The sequence below is a fragment of the Brevibacillus jepli genome, assembly GCF_047229145.1.
Lineage (GTDB): Bacteria > Bacillota > Bacilli > Brevibacillales > Brevibacillaceae > Brevibacillus.
In genome coordinates this window covers 91,670-113,549 of the sequence record NZ_JBFEFW010000015.1, presented here as the reverse complement: position 1 = coordinate 113,549, position 21,880 = coordinate 91,670, and the positions used below count along the sequence as shown (strand labels likewise).

Genomic DNA, 21,880 nt, shown 5'->3' with positions numbered 1-21,880 from the left:
ATTGGCGCATCTAGGAGGCATTCACGTCGTGGTTCCCGAAAAACCTTTTTCTGCTCTAAAACGAATCCCTGCTGACTTCTCTCTGTCTGCTGTTATTGTTGGACTAATCGCCACGATGGTCTCCTACGCAGGACCACTGTTGATCGTCTTTCAAGCCGCCAAGGGTGCCGGACTCAGCGATGCTGTCCTCGCTTCCTGGATATGGGCTATCTCGATTGGGAGCGGCCTGACGTGCATCGTGCTCAGCCTGTGGTTTCGCTCACCGATTATCACCGCGTGGTCGACACCGGGAGCTGTCCTGTTGGTCACCAGCTTGACGGTATATTCCTTCCCCGATGCGATTGGCGCGTACATTTTTTCCGCCGTGGTCATCACGCTCGTAGGCGTGTCCGGTTTGTTTTCCGTTTTGATGAAATACGTCCCGCAATCGATTACGACCGCCATGCTCGCAGGGATTCTCCTGTCTTTTGGCGTTGACGTCTTTGTTTCCATGCAGCACCTGCCTGCACTGGCTCTGCCGATGATCCTTTGCTATCTGTTTGCCAAGCGCTGGTCTCCTCGTTATGCCGTCGTGCTTACGCTGTTGGTCGGCTTGATTGTCGCCTTTCTTATGGGGCGCTTGCAAATGGACAATGTCCAGATGTCTCTCGTCCAGCCCGTATTTACGATGCCAACGTTTTCGCTGGATGCGATCATTGGCTTAGGGATTCCCTTGTGCATCGTAGCACTTGCCTCTCAGAACGCCCCAGGAATCAGCGTTTTAAAAGCAGACGGCTATGATACGCCTCCTGGCCCGCTCGTGACCACTACCGGGATCGCGTCTCTCTTGCTTGCTCCCTTTGGCTCACCGGGCATCAATCTCGCGGCGATTACGGCTGCGATTTGCACGGGAAAAGAAGCTCATCCGGATCATACCAAGCGTTACATTGCAGGAATTGCTTGCGGGGTCTTTTACTTGATCTTCGGAATGTTCGGCGCAACGATGGCTTCTGTGTTTTCTGCCTTACCCAAAGAATTGATTGCCGTCATTGCTGGCTTGGCTTTGTTTGCCTCGCTCAGCTCAAGTCTTGCTTCAAGCGATGACCGAAGTGAAAGAACGGGAATGCGCCTTGGTTACGTTTCTCGTCACGATTTCCGGTATTTCAATTGGCGGGATTGGCGCTGCTTTCTGGGGCTTGATTGCGGGGGTAATCACGAATTTGATTTTGAATGGCAATGTGAAAAGCTGGTTTGTGAAAAAGAAAAATACGCAGCCGTTGGCTTAAAAGTTAATAAGGGCAGGAATCTTAAATGGATTCCCGCTCTTTTTGTTGTTCGGGATATTTTTCCACAATGTTTTCTTTGCTTCGTTATCCCCCATCCGTTTGTGCCGAAGTTAATCATTGATTTGGCGAATGGGATACGAAGTATGAAACATAATAAGGGCATATTGCTGGAAGGAGTGACGCACAATCATGAAAAGAATTACATGGCTATTCATTATTTCCATAATGATGGCTGGCTGCCTGAACAATAACCAAGGCCAACAACCAGGGGCTCAAACACAGCAAGCCCAAAATCAACAACAACAAAATCAACAGCAAAACCAAGTTCAACCGCAGAATAATTTGGATAATCGCATTCAAATTGCCAATCTGGCGGCAGAAAAGATTAAAAAAATAAACGGTGTAACGCAAGCGAATGTGCTGGTTACACAAAGAAACGCCTATGTAGCTGCTGCAGTGAATGCGAATCAAGGTAAACTCACCCAAGAGCTGGAAGATCAGATCGCCAAGCAAGTCCGGGCAGCCGATCCAAATATTCAAAACGTATACGTGTCAACCAATCCGGAATTTGTTGATAGTGTCAATCGGTATGTAACAGATGTAGGACAAGGAAGACCGGCTGCTGGATTTTTTGAGGAATTTAACGAGATGGTCCAACGGGTTTTTCCAAACGTCCGATAACAATGCGTGATGAATCCCTTGCCGGTAATCCTTAACGTACAGGATACCGGCGTTTTTTATATCAATCTCAGCTCTTTCATTTAACACTGTAACCATGTTGCATATGTTGCTCCCTTTGTTCGAATAATGTATTTGAAGAAATTGGAGAAGGAATGATGATATGGACAGCACGGATCAAAGGTTAGATTCTGTCATTCTCGGCATTGATGTCGGCTCAACCACCGTTAAAGCGACAGTAATTAACCCGAACAACAAAGAAATTCTGTGGTCAGATTATCAACGGCACCATACAAAGCAAGCGGAAAAGGTTCTGGAGCTATTGGTTGCCATTGGAAATCAGTTTCCTCACATTCCGCAAAAAAACATTCGTGTATTTATTACAGGCTCTGGAGCAGGTCCGATTGCTGAGCACATCGGCGCGAAGTTTGTTCAAGAAGTGAATGCCGTCACGATGGCCGTGGAACAACTTCATCCCGATGTAGGGAGTGTCATCGAACTGGGAGGACAGGACGCCAAAATCATTAACGAGGAGACAGGCAACAAGCAAGCCCTTACGTCCATGAATGACAAATGCGCATCTGGCACTGGCGCCACGATTGACAAGTGCATGATAAAAGCGGGCATGCCGATGGATGAAGTGGGCCGACTGCATTTTGATGATTCCAAACTGCACCATGTGGCAGCCAAATGCGGTGTGTTTGCGGAAACAGACATTGTCAATCTGGTAAAAAGCGGAATACCCTCCGCTGAAATCATGTGCTCCCTTGCCGATGCAATTGTGATGCAAAATCTCTCCGTCCTCACCCGCGGCAATACGTTGCGCCACCGTGTCCTTTTACTAGGCGGTCCTAATACATACTTGCCTTTCCTTCAAGAATGCTGGCGAAAACGTATTCCGCAGACCTGGCAAGAGCGAGGATACGAATATCCTCGAGACATTCCGATAGAAGAACTGATCTTTGTTCCTGACAATTCCCAGTACTACGCCGCTTACGGTGCCGTCATTTACGGAATGCATGAGCCGGCTGGCGTTGGCAATTACACGGGCTTGGAAGGACTGAAGGAATTTATTGCGCACGGTCGGAAGGCAAAGCTGGGTGAGAAGGCAGGCCCCCCGCTTATGCGTTCGGAAACGGAACAGGAAGAATTCCGCAGGATGTACAGCATACCCAAATTTACATCTGCGAGCTTCACGCCGGGGCAAAAGGTACGCGCCGTAATCGGTCTCGATGGCGGCTCTACTTCATCCAAAGCGGTTCTCGTCGATGATAGCGGAAACATCTTGCTGAAGGAGTACCAATTATCAAAGGGCAATCCCTTGGAAGATACAAAGGAAATGCTGAAGAGGCTTCGAGACAGGGTGAGTGAGCAAGGAGCCGAATTAGAGATCATCGGCTTCGGAGCCACAGGTTATGCTGCCGATGTTCTGGAAAAAACATTGAAGGCGGATGTCAACATTGTCGAAACCGTTGCTCATATGATGAGTGCTGTCAACCAATTTGGTGATATTGATGTGATTTGCGACATCGGTGGACAAGATATCAAGGTCCTCTTCATGAAAAATGGAGACATCCGCAATTTCAGACTATCTAACCAATGCTCTGCAGGAAACGGAATGTTGTTGCAAGCGATGGCAGACCAGTTCGGCATTGCCGTTCAAGAATATGCGGATACAGCTTTCCAGGTTGACCTTTCCCCTACCTTTTCATACGGATGTGCCGTTTTCCTCGATGCCGACCGTGTCAATTTCCAAAAGGAAGGCTATTCGAAGGAAGAGCTGTTGGCCGGCCTCGCTTTGGTGTTGCCGAAAAACGTTTGGCAATATGTCGTGCAAATCCCTCGCATGTCTGAACTGGGGCGCAAGTTCGTTCTGCAAGGCGGAACGCAATATAATCTCGCCGCCGTAAAAGCACAAGTCGATTACATCAAGCAGCGCGTTCCTGATGCAGAGGTTTATGTTCATCCCCATCCGGGAGAAGCGGGAGCAATCGGCGCCGCGATGGAAACGCTGCGTGTGGTCAAGCGCCGTGGCTATTCTACCTTTTTGGGTCTTGAATCGGCGATTAACCTGTCCTATTTGAGCCGTAACGATGAATCTACCCGCTGTACGTTCTGCCCGAACCATTGCAGCCGTACGTTTATCGATTCCGAGACGCCGGATGGGCAAACGGCCAGGTATATCTCCGGTTTTAGCTGTGAGAAAGGAACGGTGGAGGATAAGGAAGCCGTGATCCAGCTCACCAAGAAGCGACAAGAGCTGAAAAAGCACTACCCGAATCTGGTCGAATATGAAGCCGTACGCATGTATCAGCACTTTTACGACCCAGAGCCGCTCCCCGAAACGGATACACTCGTAGAGGATGTTCGGCTCAAACGAAGCTGGTTAGGGTGGGGCGGCATGCGGAAGACTTCCTATCAACGCTCATTCCAACGCTCTGCCCCGGCGGAAATGGAACGAAGAAACAAGCTACGCGTCGGGATTCCCCGCGTGCTTAATATTTGGTCCACCGCCCCTTTTTGGCGCACCTACTTCGAAACGCTGGGTGTAGATAAAAACAATCTTGTTTTCAGTGACTTTACCAGTGAGGAAATGTGGCAAGAAGGCGGAAAGTACGGTTCCATCGACCCCTGCTACCCGTCCAAGGTGGCGCAAGCCCATATCCACAATTTGTTGTTTAAGCACCATGAGAAAAAGCCGCTTGACTACATCTTTTTCCCATGCATCACCCATATCCCGACGCATCTGCAAAATGTGATGGATTCATCAAGCTGTCCCATTGTAGCAGGAGCACCGAACGTGATTAAGGCTGCCTTTACAAAAGAAGTCAACTTTTTTGAGACGAGAGGAGTCACCTATCTCGATCCAGCCGTTACCTTCACCGAGCTGAATTTGATGAAAAAACAGTTGTATGAAGCGTTCAAAGACTTTTTGCAAATGACAGAGGATGAAAGCGATTTTGCCGTACAGCAGGGCTGGATCGCAATGAATCTGTTTGATGCCGAGATGCAGGAAAGAGGAAAAATGATACTGGAACAGGTGGAAGCGGATAATCGGCTCGCGATTATGATGATTGGCCGTCCCTATCATTCCGATCCTGGCATGAATCATGGTGTTTTGGAAGAGTTTCAAGTATTGGGTTATCCGATTCTCTCCATGCGCTCTATCCCGAAAGATGAAGAGTGGCTGCAACGCTTTTTCCAGGACGATCTGGATAGTGGACGTGTGGAGTATGCATTAGAGGTCAGTGATGTGTGGCCGGAAAACTTCAGTTCCAATTCTGTGCAAAAAGTATGGGCATCCAAATTTGCCGCCCGTCATCCCAATGTGGCCGTACTTGATTTATCCAGCTTTAAATGCGGACATGATGCGCCTACTTACGGGCTCATAGACTCGATCATTTCAACGGCAGGGACACCTTACTCCGCCTTGCACGATATTGATGCCAACAAACCAAGCGGGTCGATCAAAATTCGCGTGAAAACCTATGCCCACAGCTTGGGACTCCATGAAGAACGCTTGCATGATCTGGCCCAGAAAAAGGCGGAGCTGCAAGAGCGCTTGGAACAGAAACGACTGGAGCTTTCTGGCTTGCAAACAAAAGGGCACACGGATTCCTACGAGCAAAAAAACTTTTCTCAGACGGGCAACTAAACATCCAGAAAAAGGAGCGACAACCACCAGATGACAGCAAGCAAAGAGCTTCTTAACGACTCGGAGACAAAACGGTCAACGGATGAGCGTACACTGCTTCACTTTCAAACAGAACAGGAACTTGCGTTAGGTTTGGAACAGGCAAAAAGAACACAATGGTTCGATCCGGTACCACGTCAATTTTTAATGAAGGATAAGGCAACTACAACCATCCTCTTTGGCGGGCTTACCATGGCGCACGATTTTCTGGTTGAGGGCGTATTGAAAGGATTGGGCTATACGGTGAAGCACATGGATTGCCCGGATACCGAGTCACTTCGGTTCGGCAAAGAGTTCGGAAACCGCGGGCAATGCAACCCGACGTACTTTACCGTAGGCAACCTGATCAAGTATCTGCATCATCTGCGCGAGGTCGAAGGAAAATCAAAAGAGGAAATCGTGAGTAATTACTTGTTTATCACTAGTGGATCTTGCGGCCCGTGCCGCTTTGGCACCTATGTTACGGAGTATCGGAAAGCCTTGCGTGATGCCGGATTTGACGGCTTTCGCGTTCTTTTGTTTCAGCAGCAGAGCGGTCTGAAGCAGGCAACAGGCGGCGAATCGGCTCTGAAATTGGACACCTCGTTTTTTGCCGGTTTTCTCAAGGCGGTTCTCCTGGGAGATATTTTGAATGCCATCGCTTATCGGATTCGTCCTTATGAGGTGGCAGCAGGCTCTACCGATGCCGCTCTCGCACGCTGTAAGCAGTTCTTGTACGATGCCCTGCATCAACGCAAGTGGCTGATACCCGCGCTGATCAGATGCCGCAAAGAACTGGAAGCAATCAAGGTAGATCGTACACAAGTCAAGCCAAAGGTGAGCATCATCGGCGAGTTTTGGGCGATGACAACAGAAGGTGACGGCAACTATCAATTACAGCGGTTTCTCGAACAGGAAGGGGCCGAGGTGGAGGTACAATCGATTACTGCCTGGATTCTCTTCCTGATTTGGGAAGGACGCTATGACACCCAAAAGCGGATGAGACTGCGTGGAGAAGATTCAGGCCGCTACGGCTTGGAAGGGAAAAACCCTGTCGTACGTCTGCGCATGCTGGCGATAGCTGACCGTGCCATTCGAGTCCTGTTTCAGGTCTACGCGAAGACGATCGGACTCAATGGTTATCATCTTCCCGACATGGACGAGATCGCAGAGGTATCCCACCAACACTACAACAACCATGTCCGCGGTGGAGAAGGTCATATGGAAGTCGGGAAGCTAATCTTAAATGTCGCCAAACGGAAAGTAAACATGACCCTCTCCGTTAAGCCATTCGGATGTATGCCATCATCTGGCGTCTCCGATGGTGTTCAATCATTCATTACTGAAAAATACCCCGATGCCATCTTCCTCCCGATTGAAACAACGGGAGATGGAGCGATCAACGTATACAGCCGCATCCAGATGATGCTGTTTAAAGCAAAACAAGCTGCGCAGAAGGAGTTTGACGATGCTTTAACCAAAAAAGCCATCACGGTTGAGCAGCTTCAGAGCGTTAGCCTTTCAACAAGTACCCATCCCTTGCGAAGAAGCCGTCATGTCGTGGCTTGTACGGCGGCAAACACGGTATATGGCATCCGTGGTTTTATGAACTGGTTTTCACTCCGACGAAACAAGGAGGAAGTGAAAGGAGTATAGAAAAACGGCTCTTTCGAACTGATTCGAAGGAGCCGTTTTGTATGTTGCAATGGCGTATATATGACAATCGCTGTCATATTCGCTAAGATACAATCAAAGTAATTTTCTCATGACTTCTAGGAGGGCATGTTATGCGGGCAGATCGACTGCTTACGATCCTGTTGCTCTTGCAAAACCACGGTCGCCTGACTTCCAGGCAATTAGCAGAAAGGCTGGAGGTGTCTGAACGAACGGTTCATCGTGATATGGAGGCTTTGAGTGCGTCAGGCGTTCCGGTTTATGCCTTGCGCGGTGCAGATGGCGGCTGGACTTTGGCGGAAGGATATCGCAGTAATTTGACCGGAATGAAAATAGATGAGCTGCAATCACTGCTCGTAGCCTCCCCTGCTGCCTTGTTGAATGATCTCGGGCTGCATGAAAACTATGAAGCTGCTTTTCTCAAGCTGCTGTCGGCGCTGCCAAAGACCGTTCAGCAGGATGCCATCCACGTACACCAGCTCCTGCATATCGATGGGGCAGGCTGGCATGAATCGACCGAAACGTTTCCCTTCTTGTCTACTGTTCAAGATGCCGTATGGCTTTCCCGCAAGCTGTTCATTCGGTACTCGCGTGAGGACGTAGCAGTAGAGCGCATCGTCTGCCCGCTCGGACTTGTAGCCAAACGAAGCATCTGGTATTTGGTCGCGCAGGTGGACGAGGACATGCGAACGTACCGGATTTCACGACTTTTGGATGCTCAGCTGCTAGATGATGGCTTCATCCGCCCAAGCGATTTCGACCTCGCACGCTATTGGGAGCAATCCACACTCGACTTCAAATCCAGCCTCCCGCGATATCCTGCGCGGTTGCGGATAGATAAAGAGACCTTTCCAGCGGTAAAACAGGAGCGCTATATAAAAATAGCTTCCACTCTAGCCGCAGCAGACGACTGGATGGAAGCAGAGGTTGAATTTCATACACTTGCATCAGCATGCTCGCTCGTGCTCAGCTACGGCCCGCACATTCAAGTGTTGGAGCCACAAGAGCTGAAACGTGAGGTCACAGAGCAAGCTCGCGCTATACTTCGCCTGTACGAGGGCCCGAATTAGCAAGCACCTTCGTTTCTCGTCCGTACACGAGCAGGACGATTGTTCCTGCGATCAGCACCGCGGTAAATACACTAAAAATGAACGTGTAGCTGTAATGATGCGACGCGTAGTACCCGACGAGATACGGGGCTATAATGCTGCCGATTCTCCCTACACCGGATGCTATTCCAGAACCGGTAGCACGCAGCGGTGTCGGATAATTTTCGGGTGTGTACGCGTACAAGGCACCCCAAGCACCCAGATTGAAGAAGGACAAGAAGGCTCCCGTCACCAGCAGCTCTGTCGTGCCACTGCTTTGTCCAAAAGCAAAGGCCATCACACCGGTCATGAACAAGAAGGTCGCCAGCGTCCATTTCCGGCCCCATTTTTCCACGAGATAGGCTGCTGCGAAGTAGCCTGGAAGCTGGGCCAATGTCATGATCAGTACGTACTGGAAGCTTTTGATCATCGTAAAGCCTTTGTCGACCAGAACGGATGGCATCCATAAAAACATGCCGTAGTACGAGAAAGCGATGGCAAACCAGACGGCCCACAGCGTAATCGTCTCTGTTCGGTGCGACGTCAACAGTGTTCGAACCGGAATCTTCTCGGCCCGCTTTTGAAACTGAGGAGATTCCGGAATGCTCCGACGGGCAAACCAGGCGTACACCACTGGCAATGCCCCGATCATGACAGCTACGCGCCAGCCATAGTCGGGAATAACGAAGTACGCGATGACAGCTGCCGCGATCCAACCGACCGCCCAAAAGCTCTCCAGCAGCACAACCGTACTTCCTCGCTTCTCCGGTGGCGCAAACTCGTTCACCAGCGTCGAGGCTACTGGCAGCTCGGCACCCAAACCGAGTCCCATCAGGAAGCGGAAGAGCAGCATGGTAGCAAATCCGGTTGCGAAAGCGCTCGCAAAGCTCGCCAAGCCAAACAAGACCAAGGTCAGCAAAAATACTGGCTTGCGGCCAATTCGGTCAGCCAAATATCCGCCGACGATTGCCCCAATCGCCATTCCGACGAGATTGCCCGTCCCTAAGAGCCCGGCCTCTTCCCCTGTCAAACCCCATTCCTGTCGTAATGCCACCATAATAAAAGATAAGAGTGCAACATCCATGGCATCGAACATCCAGCCAAAACCGGCTGCCCAAAAAACTTTTTTGTAAGGCTTCGACATTCTCGCTCCCTGCTTTCCTTTCGTTTTCGTATGAATTTCACGCCTTGTTATCATTTCGCTTTTCCGGCCAATCTCCTGCTCACCGAAAAAAGTTCGACTATTGTGATAGTAGCCTTTCCCAATAACCTCCAGTCTAGTCTGCCCATGACAAAAAGGCGGCCCGTTGTTCGTTAGCCGCCATTTCTAGACAGGGACTATTTATTATTGGGGAAACCGCTGAATGAATCTGTTCATGAGCAAGGAAAGAGAAATCAAAATGGGAGGGTCGTCCGGATGAGGCACATGGAGAGTAACTTGCTGATGAGGGACGATTGTATTCGGCGTGACGATGATCGGTTTTTTGGAACGTGTGCGCAATGTTTCGTACGGCAAGAGGAAATCCATAGCCTGCATGCCCCACGCAACAGACGTCCCCATTAAGTAATACGTGCCCGGCTTCACATTTGTAAAACAAAAATCACCTAACGATGGCAGCAATGTTCCGTATAAAGGAAGACCTTCCGGGATCGGCTTGGCAAACAGTCCAATCAAAACGACTCCTTGAAAAGGCTCCGTGGATTCGATGGTCCCTGCTATCGTCATCGGTCGCTCGGGTGCTGGATGTGATCTGCTCCACTCCGCCAGCTGCTGCAAGGAACGGAGACGATCATCCGCTAGCTGGGCAGTCTCGCGAAATTCGCTAGGTGACACCCCGACACGCTCCGTAAAACGGGTGGAGAACGTCCCCAAGCTCTGCTGGCCGATTTCCAGACCGATGTCACGAACACTCATACTCGTGCGTAACAGCAAATCCTTTGCCTTCTGCAACCGCATGGTGGACACATAATACAGTGGAGGAAGACCGATTCTCTCTTTAAAAATTCTCGCGAAATGATACTGACTATACGCCACATGATTCGCCAACCGGGAAAGTGGCAAAGGCTCATCGATGTGCTTATGAATATAGGCGATTACTTCGTCAATCTCGGTATACCGATCCATCATGAGAACTGCTCCCTCCTTCTTCCAGTCGAGCTCTATAACAGAACACTTGTTCCGACATAAAATTTACCATATTTTTCTCAATCATGGAAGGAGCAATCTATTAAATTTACACTTTCGCTTTCTGAATACGGATTTCATCCAGAAAGGACTGCATCGTGTTTGTTACAAAGGAATCTTTTCTGCGAATAAAAACGGTCGTCACTTCATGATAAGGCTCCGGGATTTGATGGATATAAACCGTTCCACTCTCGACCAGATGACGAACAGCCGACTTCGGCAAAATGGTAATGCCGATCCCCGCAGCGACACCCCCTATAATCGTCTCAAACGTTCCGAACTCCATTACTTTTTTCGGAATCAAGCCCTCTACCTTCATCCAGGTCTCCAAGCGCTCGCGATATCCACAGCCTTTTTTGTAGAGCAACAGTGCTTTACCGGTAATATCACTGGCGGTGAAGGAACTGTTTTTCGTTACCAGTACCAGCTCCTCTTGAAACACTTGCTCCTGCTCAATCAATGGATGGTTGATCGGTCCACTCACGAACGCTCCGTCCAGCGCGAGATCCAGCACTTTCTGCAGCAGATGCTCTGTCACGCCGGCCTTGAGTGAAATATCTACATGCGGGTACTGGCTGCAATACGAGGATAACAGTCCCGGTAGGGCATTGATCGTCTCGACCATCCCGACTTCCAGCATCCCGGACGGCTCTGACGCTCGGTGAAAATAACTTTGCATTTCTTCGAATTTGGCGATGATTTCTCGCGAATATTCGAGCAGGCGCTTCCCTTCTGTATTTAGCGTCATTCCTCGCTTGTTGCGATAAAACAAAGGCGTTCCGAGCTCTTTTTCCAGCAGCTTGATTCTCGCTGTCACATTCGACTGAACGTAGCTCAGCTCAGCTGCTGTCTTGCTCACGCTGCCCAATGTGGCTACCATCTGGAATATTTTCAAATCATTGATCTCCACTATTATCCCCCTCCTTTCATCTATCACTAAAAATGATACATAAAGTTATTATCAATCATTATACTAACATATTTTCATCCAGTATGATGTGGTAAGTCAACTTTGTCAGCTTCAGATTGAAAAGGAGAAATCGCATAATGAACAAGCAACTACTTATGGGGTCTATTTTCTGCATGGTCGCCAGTATGTCATGGGGGGCGATGTTTCCGGTTGCGTATATCGCGCTGCAAGAGATCGATCCATTTTACTTCTCGTTTCTTCGCTATTTTTTCGTAACGATCATTTTGTGCGGTTTGCTCTGGGCAAAAGAAGGCTTGTCAGCTTTTCGTCTTGAGGGGCGCGGGAAGTCTCTGCTGTTTTTTGGAACAATGGCGTTTACCGTCTACAATATGGGAGTATTTCTCGGGCAGGATTTGATGGGAGAGCCAGGCACGATTGCAGCGTCCATTATGGAAGTGCTCATGCCGATGATCTCGATTGTCCTTTTGTCTATTGCGACTAGAAAGCTTCCGCCGTACTATACGTTGGCAACGATTCTGGTAGCTTTGGTCGGTGCTGTCCTTGTTATTACCAATGGCAATCTTACCTTCTTTACTACAGCAAGTGAGCATTTGATTCCGTTGTTCTTCATTTTCATCGGTGTCGTGGGTTGGGTCGTCTATTCGATCGGCGGCGGGCGTTTTAGCACGTGGTCTACGCTTCGCTACTCCACGTTGACGTGTCTCTTGGGAACAGGCGTTAATTTCGTGATTGTCACGGTTTCCTCCCTCTTTGAATGGCTTCCGGTTCCTACCGTCGAAACGGTGATGTCCATCAAATACGAAATGGCGTTTATGGTTCTCTTACCTGGCTTCGTAGCCCTCTTGAGCTGGAATGCAGGCATCAAGCTGCTCACTCCGCTCAACGGTATTTTGTTTATCAATCTGGTACCGATCACGACCTTTGCCATGATGGCATTTCAAGGTTATGAAATCAGTCGCTACGAATTGAGCGGCACCCTGCTCGTTATCCTGGCTCTGATCGGGAACAACCACTTCCAGAGAAAGCAGCTGCAGTACCGCACTGTCACCACACAACAACCGAGTGGAAGAAAAGTTCCGTCCATGTAGTCTAAAAAGAAAGGATAGAAATTCAGGCAGCCCTGAATCTCTATCCTTTTTTATATCATGATTAAGTGATCCGAGTATTGTCCTACTAGTACCTTCGTCGTTTCAATCCAGAGCTTTCGGTGCAAAATCGTCGGCCCCAATCTTCTTTCCATAAATCGCAGCATTGGCTCGTTGTCATGCTCGATCAAGCACATACCATAAGGAAACGTTGGCAGCGCTTGTTCAATGGTTTTCATCAAAAGGGTAATTCCTCTTGCTTGCTGCTGATACTTCTTGTGGACAAACATCGTCTTGTACAAAAGCAAATTATCGGCCATCCGCTGTACAATCACCCAGCCAATGACTTTCCCCTGATAGCGCAGCCCTGTACTATATTCAGGATCGAATTTTCCTTCTTCATAATACGGAGACAAAAGTGACGTGTACCATTGCCCTTCTCCCTGTTCAATTTCCAGACGCTCTGCTGTCGTCAGGTCTTTCCACGGAAAGAGGGTAAAATCCTCAGGGAGTGCCAGCCTCTCCACCCAATGGCATTCACCCAGCCGCATCGAGCCGAGTGTGTACATATGGGTTTTTACCTTTGGCAGCTGCCAGCCTTCCCTGATCGCAATTTTGGAGAGCCATGAAAAATCTTGTGCTTTGATGAAGCCAGCGAACTGACCATCGCTTATGCCTTGCTCTCTCATTTTTTGCTCAGCGTGCCACAGCAGCTTCATGCCCATTCCCCGCCGTTGATGCCCCTCTGCTACTACAAGCTCGATGATCTTGGCCTGTCCTTCTTTTATAGCGGATCTCCCCAACACGATGCCCGCAGGCTGATTGTTGTTAGAAGCCCCGAATCCCCAAACAGATGCGCCGTTGATCTGATTCAGCCACTCCAGGTGCTTGGGGTGCACCAACGATTTATACGCCTGTGCAGTGCTAGCAGTCAGTTCCTCTAGTTGCAATGTTCGTACCTCCTCGATGGACTTTGGCTTACTCATTGCTTGGATTTTACAGGTGCTGTTGCTGTACCTTGTATAAGATTCCCGGCCTTATCCCTCATGAAGCCTGGTCCAAAGGAAACCTTGCTCTGTTCTGTGATGAGAGACCCGAACGTGGTATAGAACGTATCATGAAACGTTACGCGAATGGTGTTACCTGACACCTGGAATTTGGCATACCCCGTTACCTCTCTCATGTCGTCAAAATTCCCGGAAGGTGAGAATAACATTCTCAAATTGGGGTTCGGATCATTACGAAGTGGTTCTGACGCCGACAATGTATAGGTTGTTCCCTCTTCGATGACGTCTGGGGACAATTGTGGAGAGGTAGCGTCAAAGCCGACACCAATCTCCTCTGTATCCAGCAAATTATCATCCCGATACAGCTTGAACACTGCATAAGAATTGTCATCTTCTGTTACCGTTGGTTTGGCCTTGATCGTCACTCCATAATCTCCATGGGTCATTTCTAGTAAAGACTCGTCGACCTCGATGGTGATGTATTCCTTTTCATTAATCACAAAACGGTCTAACTGCTTGTCATAGCGATACGAGAGGGGCTGATTTTTTACAGATACCTCAAGATATTCGCTCAATGCCCTCTTATCCATTGCTGGCTCCCACTTGTCGGCGAGCGTAACTTGACGGGAGTGCGTCGGAGCAATCGGCAGCTCGATCTCAGCATCAGGCAAGCGATCTACGCGTGGGTTGTTGAACAACGTTTGTGCTTTTGCTACGTAGGACATCCAGTGTGTTTTTTCTGGGCCCTCACTTAGAAGCTCGACCTTGGAATAGGCTGCATCGATCATTTCCTGAGTGACCTTGGGCCGCAGTTCGATCATATCATTCGTCGTATAAAGCCCCTCGACCGCTCGCTTCGCTTCCTCCAGCACATTCTTCCCTTGATTAAACAGCTCCTGTGCTTTTTGGATGTCCGCTAACAGCAATGCCTTTGTCTCCGAGCCACCCTTTAGTTTCTCTACCTTCGCCTTCGCTCCATCGATAGTGCTCTGTGCCACTTCTGGTTTTAGTGCTGTCTGGTTTTCATCGGTGAACAGGTCACGAACGGCTTTTTTTGCTTCGACAATCAGCAAGTCGTCATACTGCTCCTGTGCCTTCCCAATAAGAGCGAGCAGATCTAACTTTTCTGGCAGGCGATTGTCCAGCTTCTCCACCAGCGTTTTGGCTGCATCAATTGTTTCCTGTGTGACACCAGGCTTCAGATCAGTCATATCCGGGTTCGTAAAGAGCCCTTCTACAGCCTGCTTCGCTTCTTCCAGCAGATTTTTCCCGTTATCCAAAAGCGTTTGTGCCCTCCCGATATCAGCTAACAGGCCTGACTTTTCTGACACGCTATTGTCCAGACCTTCCACTAGCTTCTTGGCATCATCGATCTGTTTCTGATTCGTTCCTGCACGCAGTTCCTCTTTCTTCTCATTAGCAAACAGCTCATCGACTGCTCTCTTGGCTTTTATGAGAGGGGAGATCGGCGGCGGATCGACTGGCGGTGGAATCACAATGACCGGGTCTTTGAAACGAATCGAAAAACTGTCGCTCGTGACATCTTTCTGTGCGCGCTTGATGTGTCGCTTGTCGATCATGAAGCTGACCTCTTTTACATTGTCCGCAGCTGAATGTCTTTTTGCTTTTCCCGTAAACAAAATGGTGAGCTCGTCGTCATTCTCTTGTTTGACCTCAATATCCAGCCCGTCAGGCAGATTATGTACCTCGATATCATCGGCAGACAGTTCACCAAGGAACCTGCCGTTTGTCAGCTTGATCGTTTGTTTGGCCGTGATACTGCCATCATTTGCCCCTGCTTCTTCTATGACCGTCTCGCTGACAGAGAGCGCTGGCAAATCAGGCAGCTCGGCTCCATCTATGGCTATCTCAAAGACGGCTTGTGCATCGTCCATTTTTGCCGTAATTTCTACCAGTCCTTCTTTCTTGGCGGTTACCTTGCCCTCGTAGTTGACGAATGCAACACGTCTATCGCTGGAGCTCCAGAGCAGCTCCCTTCCAGCGACGATGCGGTCATTATCATCCCAAGCAACAGCGACCAGTGTCAGCGTCTTATCCGTTTTGTCCTCCGTAGATAGCTGGGCATCTTTTGCCATCGCGACGAGCTCGATCCGCTCTGCTTTCGTCCCTTTTTCGGCAATCACGAATGGTTCCAATTCCACTTCTTCGCCGTCATACTGCAAGCGCAGGGAAACCGTCTGTTCTTTTTTCGCTACACGAAACGGTGAGAAACTGAGCAAAACAAGCCGTTCTTCCTCTAGCCAGACGAAGCTTTTGATTTTGATCCGAGTCGGATTTCGATCATCTACAGCGGCCATCAGGCGGAAATCCTTACTAGCAGGTGCCTTGTCTGGGGCTGTCTCCAATCGATAAGCAATAAAGCCGTTGGCTGCTGTATGCCCCTCAGACTCTAGTAAGGACTCCCACGGCTGGGCATCCTCTTCTACTTCCTCTCGTACTTCCTCATCGACTGAATCCGTTTGGCCTTCTATTACTGACGTGCTGGCTATCCCCATCGTCTGCCTCTCTTTAATCGGATACGAAACTGCTGCATAGGCATTGCCGACAAAAGAAAGCAAAAAACCGGTGGAGACAACGGCTGTTATGATTGTTTTTACCTTTGGCTGTTTTTTGCACATACTGATATACCCCCTCTAGCAAAATAATGCTACCAGAGGAGGAAATGAAAAAAACCTAACAAAAGTTAGGTTTTCTGAAGTACTTTTTTACACCAGTAACAGATCAACAAAAGACTCCTGATCGAGCTTCCCGAAAAACTCCTGAAGATTGACATCGGCCAGTCGCGCACTGACAGAGGAACGATCATATGGCGTGTCACGAAGCAATGCCTCCAGCTCTGCTACATCGCGCACCCCGAAGAAATCGCCGTAAATTTTTGCTTCTTTAATTTTGCCTTTCTCAATATCAAGCTGAATCTCTACGGTGCCGATATCGAACCGCTTGGATTGACGGTAATTGCTTTTCGGAGATTTTCCGTAGTTCCACTCCCAGGTCTGGTAGCGGGAGGCCGAAAGCTCGTGAATCTTCTCCCAATCCTCGTCAGTCAGCTTGTATTCTTCGATTTCTCCTTCTCCAAAAATCGAACGGAGAATCGCCAGACGGAATTCTTCAATGGTCATCTTCGTCTCTAAAAACTCCGTGATGTTGGCAACGCGACTACGTATGGATTTAATCCCTTTCGACTGGATCTTCTCCGCGTTTACCTTCAGTGCAGACACGACGTTTTCCATCTCTGAATCAAAGAGTAGCGTGCCGTGGCTGAACATGCGTCCTTTCGTCGAATACTGCGCGTTTCCGGAGATTTTTCGCTCACCGACCTGAATGTCATTGCGTCCCGTCAGCTCAGCTTCTACCCCTAATGTTTTCAAGGCTTGTACCACAGGGGCCGTAAATTTGCGGAAGTTGTGGAAGGACTCGCCGTCATCATTCGTAATAAAGCTGAAGTTGAGATTGCCCAGATCGTGATAGACAGCGCCACCACCAGACAATCTGCGAACCACGTGAATGTTGTTTTCCTCTACATAGGTCGCATTGATCTCTTCAACTGTATTTTGGTTTTTCCCGATAATGATGGAAGGTTCATTGATATAAAACAGCAAGTAGTCATCACTGCTGGACAAATGCTTCAGAGCGTACTCCTCAATGGCCAAATTGATGCGTGGATCCGTAATTCCTTGATTATCGATAAATTTCATCAGATAGCCTCCATCCGTAAGCGTTCTATCTTCCTATCATACCATTTCCTGCTGGACTGTACTGCTCTCGAATCTGCTCGTGAATGCAGCAACGATTACTTATCTAATTTTTTTGTGGATTTTTTGAATTTCCTCTATAAAAACGTTTTCATATTGTCGATAAATGACGTAAGCCTAGGGCAATCATCTTGGTGTTTTCTTTTTACGAATTAAATACTTTGAACCAATGAGGTGTTCTCTATGAAAACAGCCAAGTTCTCCCGCTCCCACTCTCTTCGCACCAAGCTCGTCCTTCTATGCCTACTGCTTTTGGCGATTCCTTGCTTGGTCGTCGGGTTTCAGGGCTATTTTTCGGCTGGCCAAAGCTTGGACGATTTGGGCGGTCGCATCTTAAAAAACAACGTGAACTTGACGATCGAAATGATTGATGTTCTCCAGAAACAGGTCGAGGCCGGCAAAATCAGCAAAGAAGATGCACAGGAGCAAGTAAAAATTCACATCCTCGGCCCTAAGCAATCGGACGGAACACGGTCGATTAATAAAAATATCGATTCAGGTGCCAGCGGATATATGTTTGTTCTCGATGAAAAAGGCGTCATGCTCGCATCTCCTTCCATTGAGGGGAAAAATCAGTGGGATACCAAAGGGCCTGATGGCGGCTATTTTTCCCGAGAAATGATTAAGCGCGGCCAGGAAGGTGGCGGCTTTACGTACTATCAGTGGTCAAAGCCTTCAGAGCCAGACGTTTTATATCCGAAGATCGCCTACTCCAAGCTAGACCCTCACTGGGGATGGATCGTAAGCGCCAGCAGCTACATGGAAGACTTCAACGCTCCAGCCGAAAAAGTGTTGGATGATTTGCTGATCGTACTGGGAATATTCTTGATCGTCGGATTCGTCGTTTCGTGGTTTGCCTCCGGGTTCATTTCCAAGCCCATCTCCTTGATTGCGGACCGCGTGAAAGAAATTGCTGGCGGCGATCTGTCCGGGAAAGACATCGTGGTAAAAAACCGCGATGAAATCGGGCAATTGGTTCATGACGTTACCCAAATGACAGAGAATCTGCGCGAGCTCATCTCTCGCGTCCGCATCAGCTCCCTGCATGTCGCTTCCACCTCTGAGCAGCTGACAGCAAGTGCAGAACAGACGAGCAAGGCAACCGAGCAAATTGCGATCACCATGCAGGAGATCGCGGTCGGAACCGAGGAGCAGTCCAAAACAGTCGATGGAACTGTCAAGACGATCAATGAAATGTCCTCGCGCCTGCAGCAAATCGCGTCCAGTACCGAACAAGTCTCCTTGACCGTCGATACGGCGACCATGTTGGTTTCAAGCGGGAACGAAGCAATTGGCAGCGCGATCCATCAAATGAATTCCATCAGCAGCACTGTCCACGAGTTGGCGGAATCCATCAAAATGCTTGGGCACCGCTCTTCGGAAATCAGCAAAATCGTTGAGGTCATCACATCGATTGCAGAACAGACGAATCTGTTGGCACTGAACGCTGCCATCGAAGCGGCACGCGCTGGAGAGCATGGACGCGGATTTGCCGTCGTCGCCAATGAAGTGCGTATCCTGGCTGAGCAATCCGCAAAATCTACCCAGCAGATTAAAGACCTCATTAGCGCCATTCAAGTCGATACGAACAAGGCCGTATACACAATGGAGACGACGACAAATGAGGTGTCAGCCGGAATCGAAGTCGTCCATGACGCCAGCAAGGCTTTCCATGAGATTCTGTCTGGAACGACAGAAGTTGCTCGTCAGATTCAGCAGGTCACAACTGCCACGCATCATATGACAACAGGTGCAGAGCAAGCTGTCCATTCGATTGAAGCGATCGCCACAACTGCACAGACCACTGCTTTCGGGACACAAAACATTTCTGCGGCCGCTGAGCAGCAATTAGCCTCCATGGAGGAAATTTCGTCCTCAGCCGCTTCCCTGTCAAAAATGGCGGATGAGCTGCATGAATCGATCCAGCAATTTAAGGTGTAGGGATAGAACGTGAATCAAAAAAGGCTGCCTTTGCTGGTCAAATTCTGACCTGACACAAAGCAGCCTTTTTCTTGTTGAGAAAACCGATCTATGTCCGGGGCGGTTGCTCAGCTTCCCAAGTAATCGAAATGGTCGTCCCCTGCCCGACAGCCGTATTCACTTCAATGGAACCGCCAAATGCTTCGACTAATGCTTTCGTAATGACCATCCCAAGTCCAGAGCCTTCCGTACGGGACTCGGTGTCCGTCCCACGGTAATACCTCTCGAAAAGTCGGTCTGCGGTTTCTTCGTCCATCCCTCTGCCGTTGTCGTTAAAGATGAGCACAACAGAGGATGGCTCGACTGCCTGCACCGTAATCGACACAATCGTACCGCTATCGTTGTGCAACAGTGCATTTGCAACCAGATTATCCACAATACGCTGAAACCAGGGCTTGTAGACGAGCATGTAAACAGATGCAGCTGACGGGGAAAAACGGATGCATTCATCCGGGTATGCTGGATGCTTTGCTGCTTCTTTGATGGCTTCTGCTGTGCAAACGTTCAGGTCGACGAGCTCGACTGTCGGGGCACCTTGTCCGTTCCGCAAACGATATGTCAGCGCCAAATCGTTGATCAGGTCCTCCATGTGCGCCGATTTGTCCAAAATAATTTTGGCAAAAGCATGTACCTCTTCCGTCGTCCATACATATTCAGCATTTCCTAACAAATGCGCATACCCTTTGACAGAGGACAGTGGCGTTTTTAGATCATGGGAAACGCCAGCAATCCACTCGTTTCTCATTTGTTCGGTTTCTTGCTGGAGCTTTTCGTTGCGATAAAGCGTTTGCGACAAGGAGTCCATGGACTCCATCACATCTTGGTAGATACGGTATTTGCGCTTTCTTTTTCCCCGCTTGTCTTGGCTGCGCGGAACGCCATCCACATTGGTTGGCTCCTCATACCTTCCTCCACGCAGAAAAGTCAGCCACTGTAACACGTGAATGATAGGTGCACCGAAGCGCTGTCCGAACAAATAAGAAATGATGACAAACACGACAAACGCCGTCAAGAGAAGCAACCCCATCCCGGTCAATAACACCTGATTTTCCGGGGCCATCCTCCCTTCTTGTTCAGGGCTCATGCCAGGTACCGGGAAACTGAGCAACCACGTCTGACCGCTCTTCTTGTCATAGTGCAATTCAAGCTTCGTACCGTAACGACCAGGGTAAAACGTACGAAGCGTCAGTTCGTCGACCGTGAAGGCGGAACGTGCTTGGGGCGGCTTATTGAATGCGGCAAGCTCTACCCCTTTTGCATCCAGCAGCTGGACCCAGCCCGATCTGCTCTTCAGTTGATCCTGGATGCTCTCTGGAAGAATAATTTCCTTGCTTTGAATGGTCGCCTCGTCAACCACTTGCTGCAAAAAGTTGTTATCTTGATTCGGCAACCCATAGAGCAGCGTGTGAACCACACCATCTTTTTCTTTGACCCATAAGGATAACTTGTATGGAAAAGGACTTTTTCCTAGCCAATAAGCAGTTAATTCTCCCGGACCGTAGTAGCTCGGTACATCAGGTGGGGTGAAGAACGCATCTGTTACATGACCCGATTTATTGATTCGCTGAAGCCACCCTCCGCTCTTACCGAGCTGTTCCAATAGCTCTGGATCGAAACGAACATTCTCACCATCTGCTTCCATCGTCTGGATCAGCCGCTGCGCACCAGCCCCCTCGAATTGCTGTGAAGCTTCTATTTTTGTGAATTCATCGAGCGTCCAATACATGATCACTCCGGCCAGCACAAGTAAAACGATCCCCACAAGGACAAGCCACGTAATCAGATGAAGCGCGATTCTGCTCTTAATATTCATAAGGAAGACCCTTTTTCACTAATTTGTACCCAAGGCCCCTGACGTTCACTAAATATTCCGGTTGGGCCGGATCGGGTTCGATGCGCTCCCGAATCCGGTGGATATGTACCATGATGGTGTTGTCGTCACGTAAGCTATTCACGCCCCATACCCGCTCGTACAGCTCGCTTTTCGAAAAGATACGATTCGGATTTTTACACAAAAATAGCAACAGTTGAAAAACAAGGGAAGGACAAGGAATCACTGTCCCCTCTACATGGAGCTCCCCTGCTGCTTCATAGACTTGAAAACGCCCAAAATCGAGGACCCCGTGAACGTGGACTACCGGGGCTGGATTTGATTTGTGTGTACGACGAAGCAATGCCTTGATGCGTGCGACGATCTCCATCGGGTTAAACGGCTTCGTCACATAATCATCCCCGCCAACAGCAAATCCGGTCAGCTTGTCAAAATCAGTATCTCTCGCACTTAAAAACAATATCGGCGCATCCGTCAGTCGGCGGATGAACGGACAGGCTTCTATGCCGCTCATGTTCGGCAGCGTTACGTCTAAGACGATCAGGTCATAGCTTTTTCGCTCGCATGCGGTCAGCGCCTCTTCGGACGTTTTGACCTGGTCGATCGAGTGAAATCCTTCTTTGCGCAGCACGGTCTCAAGCAATTGGAGAATGGCTTGCTCGTCATCCACGAGAAGGATAGCTGCATCTTTCACGATCACTTCGCTCCTT

Annotated in this window: 15 protein-coding genes; 7 read left to right on the top strand and 8 right to left on the bottom strand. The window is 49.2% G+C overall.

Features of this window, described 5'->3' with window-relative positions:
- Positions 1–28 precede the first annotated feature (28 nt).
- From AB1L17_RS31540 to AB1L17_RS17685, 5 genes are all read left to right on the top strand, one after another.
- Positions 29–1,516 carry a benzoate/H(+) symporter BenE family transporter gene (locus AB1L17_RS31540; protein ID WP_486599182.1) on the top strand — a complete coding sequence of 496 codons (1,488 nt, stop codon included), beginning with the start codon at positions 29–31 and terminating at the stop codon, positions 1,514–1,516.
- Complete coding sequence (locus AB1L17_RS17700) at positions 1,455–1,946, top strand: YhcN/YlaJ family sporulation lipoprotein (protein ID WP_412845901.1); 492 nt, start codon at positions 1,455–1,457, stop codon at positions 1,944–1,946. The genes AB1L17_RS31540 and AB1L17_RS17700 overlap by 62 nt, the downstream gene beginning before the upstream one ends.
- A 160-nt stretch (positions 1,947–2,106) precedes the next feature.
- Positions 2,107–5,598 (top strand): BadF/BadG/BcrA/BcrD ATPase family protein, encoded by a 3,492-nt coding sequence (locus tag AB1L17_RS17695; RefSeq protein WP_412845902.1) that lies wholly within the window; start codon positions 2,107–2,109, stop codon positions 5,596–5,598.
- Positions 5,599–5,628: 30 nt separating this feature from the next.
- Positions 5,629–7,272: a 2-hydroxyglutaryl-CoA dehydratase gene (locus AB1L17_RS17690; RefSeq protein ID WP_412845903.1), complete on the top strand. Its 1,644-nt coding sequence runs from the start codon at positions 5,629–5,631 to the stop codon at positions 7,270–7,272.
- A gap of 131 nt (positions 7,273–7,403) precedes the next feature.
- A complete protein-coding gene (locus AB1L17_RS17685) occupies positions 7,404–8,360 on the top strand; it encodes a helix-turn-helix transcriptional regulator (protein WP_412845905.1) in 957 nt (318 codons plus the stop codon).
- Here AB1L17_RS17685 and AB1L17_RS17680 read toward each other — a convergent pair.
- The 3 genes from AB1L17_RS17680 to AB1L17_RS17670 all read right to left on the bottom strand — a co-directional run bounded on the left by AB1L17_RS17680 (position 8,329) and on the right by AB1L17_RS17670 (position 11,473).
- On the bottom strand, positions 8,329–9,522 hold the full coding sequence (locus AB1L17_RS17680) for an MFS transporter (protein WP_412845906.1): 1,194 nt from the start codon (positions 9,520–9,522) through the stop codon (positions 8,329–8,331). The genes AB1L17_RS17685 and AB1L17_RS17680 overlap by 32 nt on opposite strands.
- A gap of 201 nt (positions 9,523–9,723) precedes the next feature.
- On the bottom strand, positions 9,724–10,503 hold the full coding sequence (locus AB1L17_RS17675; RefSeq protein WP_412846019.1) for a helix-turn-helix domain-containing protein: 780 nt from the start codon (positions 10,501–10,503) through the stop codon (positions 9,724–9,726).
- A 109-nt stretch (positions 10,504–10,612) separates the two neighbouring features.
- On the bottom strand, positions 10,613–11,473 hold the full coding sequence (locus tag AB1L17_RS17670; RefSeq protein ID WP_412845907.1) for a LysR family transcriptional regulator: 861 nt from the start codon (positions 11,471–11,473) through the stop codon (positions 10,613–10,615).
- Positions 11,474–11,610: 137 nt separating this feature from the next.
- Here AB1L17_RS17670 and AB1L17_RS17665 point away from each other — a divergent pair, with 137 nt between their 5' ends.
- On the top strand, positions 11,611–12,582 hold the full coding sequence (locus tag AB1L17_RS17665; protein WP_412845908.1) for a DMT family transporter: 972 nt from the start codon (positions 11,611–11,613) through the stop codon (positions 12,580–12,582).
- 50 nt (positions 12,583–12,632) lie between these two features.
- Here the strand turns inward: AB1L17_RS17665 and AB1L17_RS17660 are convergent, their stop codons facing one another.
- The 3 genes from AB1L17_RS17660 to lplA form a co-directional block, all read right to left on the bottom strand.
- A complete protein-coding gene (locus AB1L17_RS17660) occupies positions 12,633–13,529 on the bottom strand; it encodes a GNAT family N-acetyltransferase (protein WP_412845909.1) in 897 nt (298 codons plus the stop codon).
- Between the two features lie 32 nt (positions 13,530–13,561).
- Positions 13,562–16,225: a toxin Cry1Ac domain D-VI-related protein gene (locus AB1L17_RS17655; protein WP_412845910.1), complete on the bottom strand. Its 2,664-nt coding sequence runs from the start codon at positions 16,223–16,225 to the stop codon at positions 13,562–13,564.
- Between the two features lie 87 nt (positions 16,226–16,312).
- The gene (lplA, locus tag AB1L17_RS17650) at positions 16,313–17,302 is read right to left on the bottom strand and encodes a lipoate--protein ligase (protein ID WP_412845911.1); all 990 of its coding nucleotides are present in this window, start codon (positions 17,300–17,302) and stop codon (positions 16,313–16,315) included.
- Between the two features lie 240 nt (positions 17,303–17,542).
- Between lplA and AB1L17_RS17645 the strand changes: the two genes are divergently transcribed.
- The gene (locus tag AB1L17_RS17645) at positions 17,543–19,300 is read left to right on the top strand and encodes a methyl-accepting chemotaxis protein (RefSeq protein WP_412845912.1); all 1,758 of its coding nucleotides are present in this window, start codon (positions 17,543–17,545) and stop codon (positions 19,298–19,300) included.
- An 88-nt stretch (positions 19,301–19,388) separates the two neighbouring features.
- On the opposite strand, the gene AB1L17_RS17640 is transcribed toward AB1L17_RS17645, so the two are convergent.
- Together AB1L17_RS17640 and AB1L17_RS17635 are read right to left on the bottom strand one after the other, a co-directional pair.
- On the bottom strand, positions 19,389–21,152 hold the full coding sequence (locus AB1L17_RS17640) for a sensor histidine kinase (RefSeq protein WP_412845913.1): 1,764 nt from the start codon (positions 21,150–21,152) through the stop codon (positions 19,389–19,391).
- Complete coding sequence (locus AB1L17_RS17635) at positions 21,142–21,864, bottom strand: response regulator transcription factor (RefSeq protein ID WP_412845914.1); 723 nt, start codon at positions 21,862–21,864, stop codon at positions 21,142–21,144. Before AB1L17_RS17635 ends, AB1L17_RS17640 begins: the two co-directional genes overlap by 11 nt.
- Positions 21,865–21,880: the final 16 nt, after the last annotated feature.

Excerpts from the sequence above, each read along its gene's own strand:
- AB1L17_RS17655 (WP_412845910.1), bottom strand. The coding sequence starts at position 16,225 with ATGTGCAAAAAACAGCCAAAGGTAAAAACAATCATAACAGCCGTTGTC.
- AB1L17_RS17675 (WP_412846019.1), bottom strand. The coding sequence starts at position 10,503 with ATGGATCGGTATACCGAGATTGACGAAGTAATCGCCTATATTCATAAG.
- AB1L17_RS17665 (WP_412845908.1), top strand. The coding sequence starts at position 11,611 with ATGAACAAGCAACTACTTATGGGGTCTATTTTCTGCATGGTCGCCAGT.
- AB1L17_RS17685 (WP_412845905.1), top strand. The coding sequence starts at position 7,404 with ATGCGGGCAGATCGACTGCTTACGATCCTGTTGCTCTTGCAAAACCAC.
- AB1L17_RS17695 (WP_412845902.1), top strand. The coding sequence starts at position 2,107 with ATGGACAGCACGGATCAAAGGTTAGATTCTGTCATTCTCGGCATTGAT.
- AB1L17_RS17680 (WP_412845906.1), bottom strand. The coding sequence starts at position 9,522 with ATGTCGAAGCCTTACAAAAAAGTTTTTTGGGCAGCCGGTTTTGGCTGG.
- AB1L17_RS17640 (WP_412845913.1), bottom strand. The coding sequence starts at position 21,152 with ATGAATATTAAGAGCAGAATCGCGCTTCATCTGATTACGTGGCTTGTC.
- AB1L17_RS17690 (WP_412845903.1), top strand. The coding sequence starts at position 5,629 with ATGACAGCAAGCAAAGAGCTTCTTAACGACTCGGAGACAAAACGGTCA.
- AB1L17_RS17645 (WP_412845912.1), top strand. The coding sequence starts at position 17,543 with ATGAAAACAGCCAAGTTCTCCCGCTCCCACTCTCTTCGCACCAAGCTC.
- AB1L17_RS17700 (WP_412845901.1), top strand. The coding sequence starts at position 1,455 with ATGAAAAGAATTACATGGCTATTCATTATTTCCATAATGATGGCTGGC.
- lplA (WP_412845911.1), bottom strand. The coding sequence starts at position 17,302 with ATGAAATTTATCGATAATCAAGGAATTACGGATCCACGCATCAATTTG.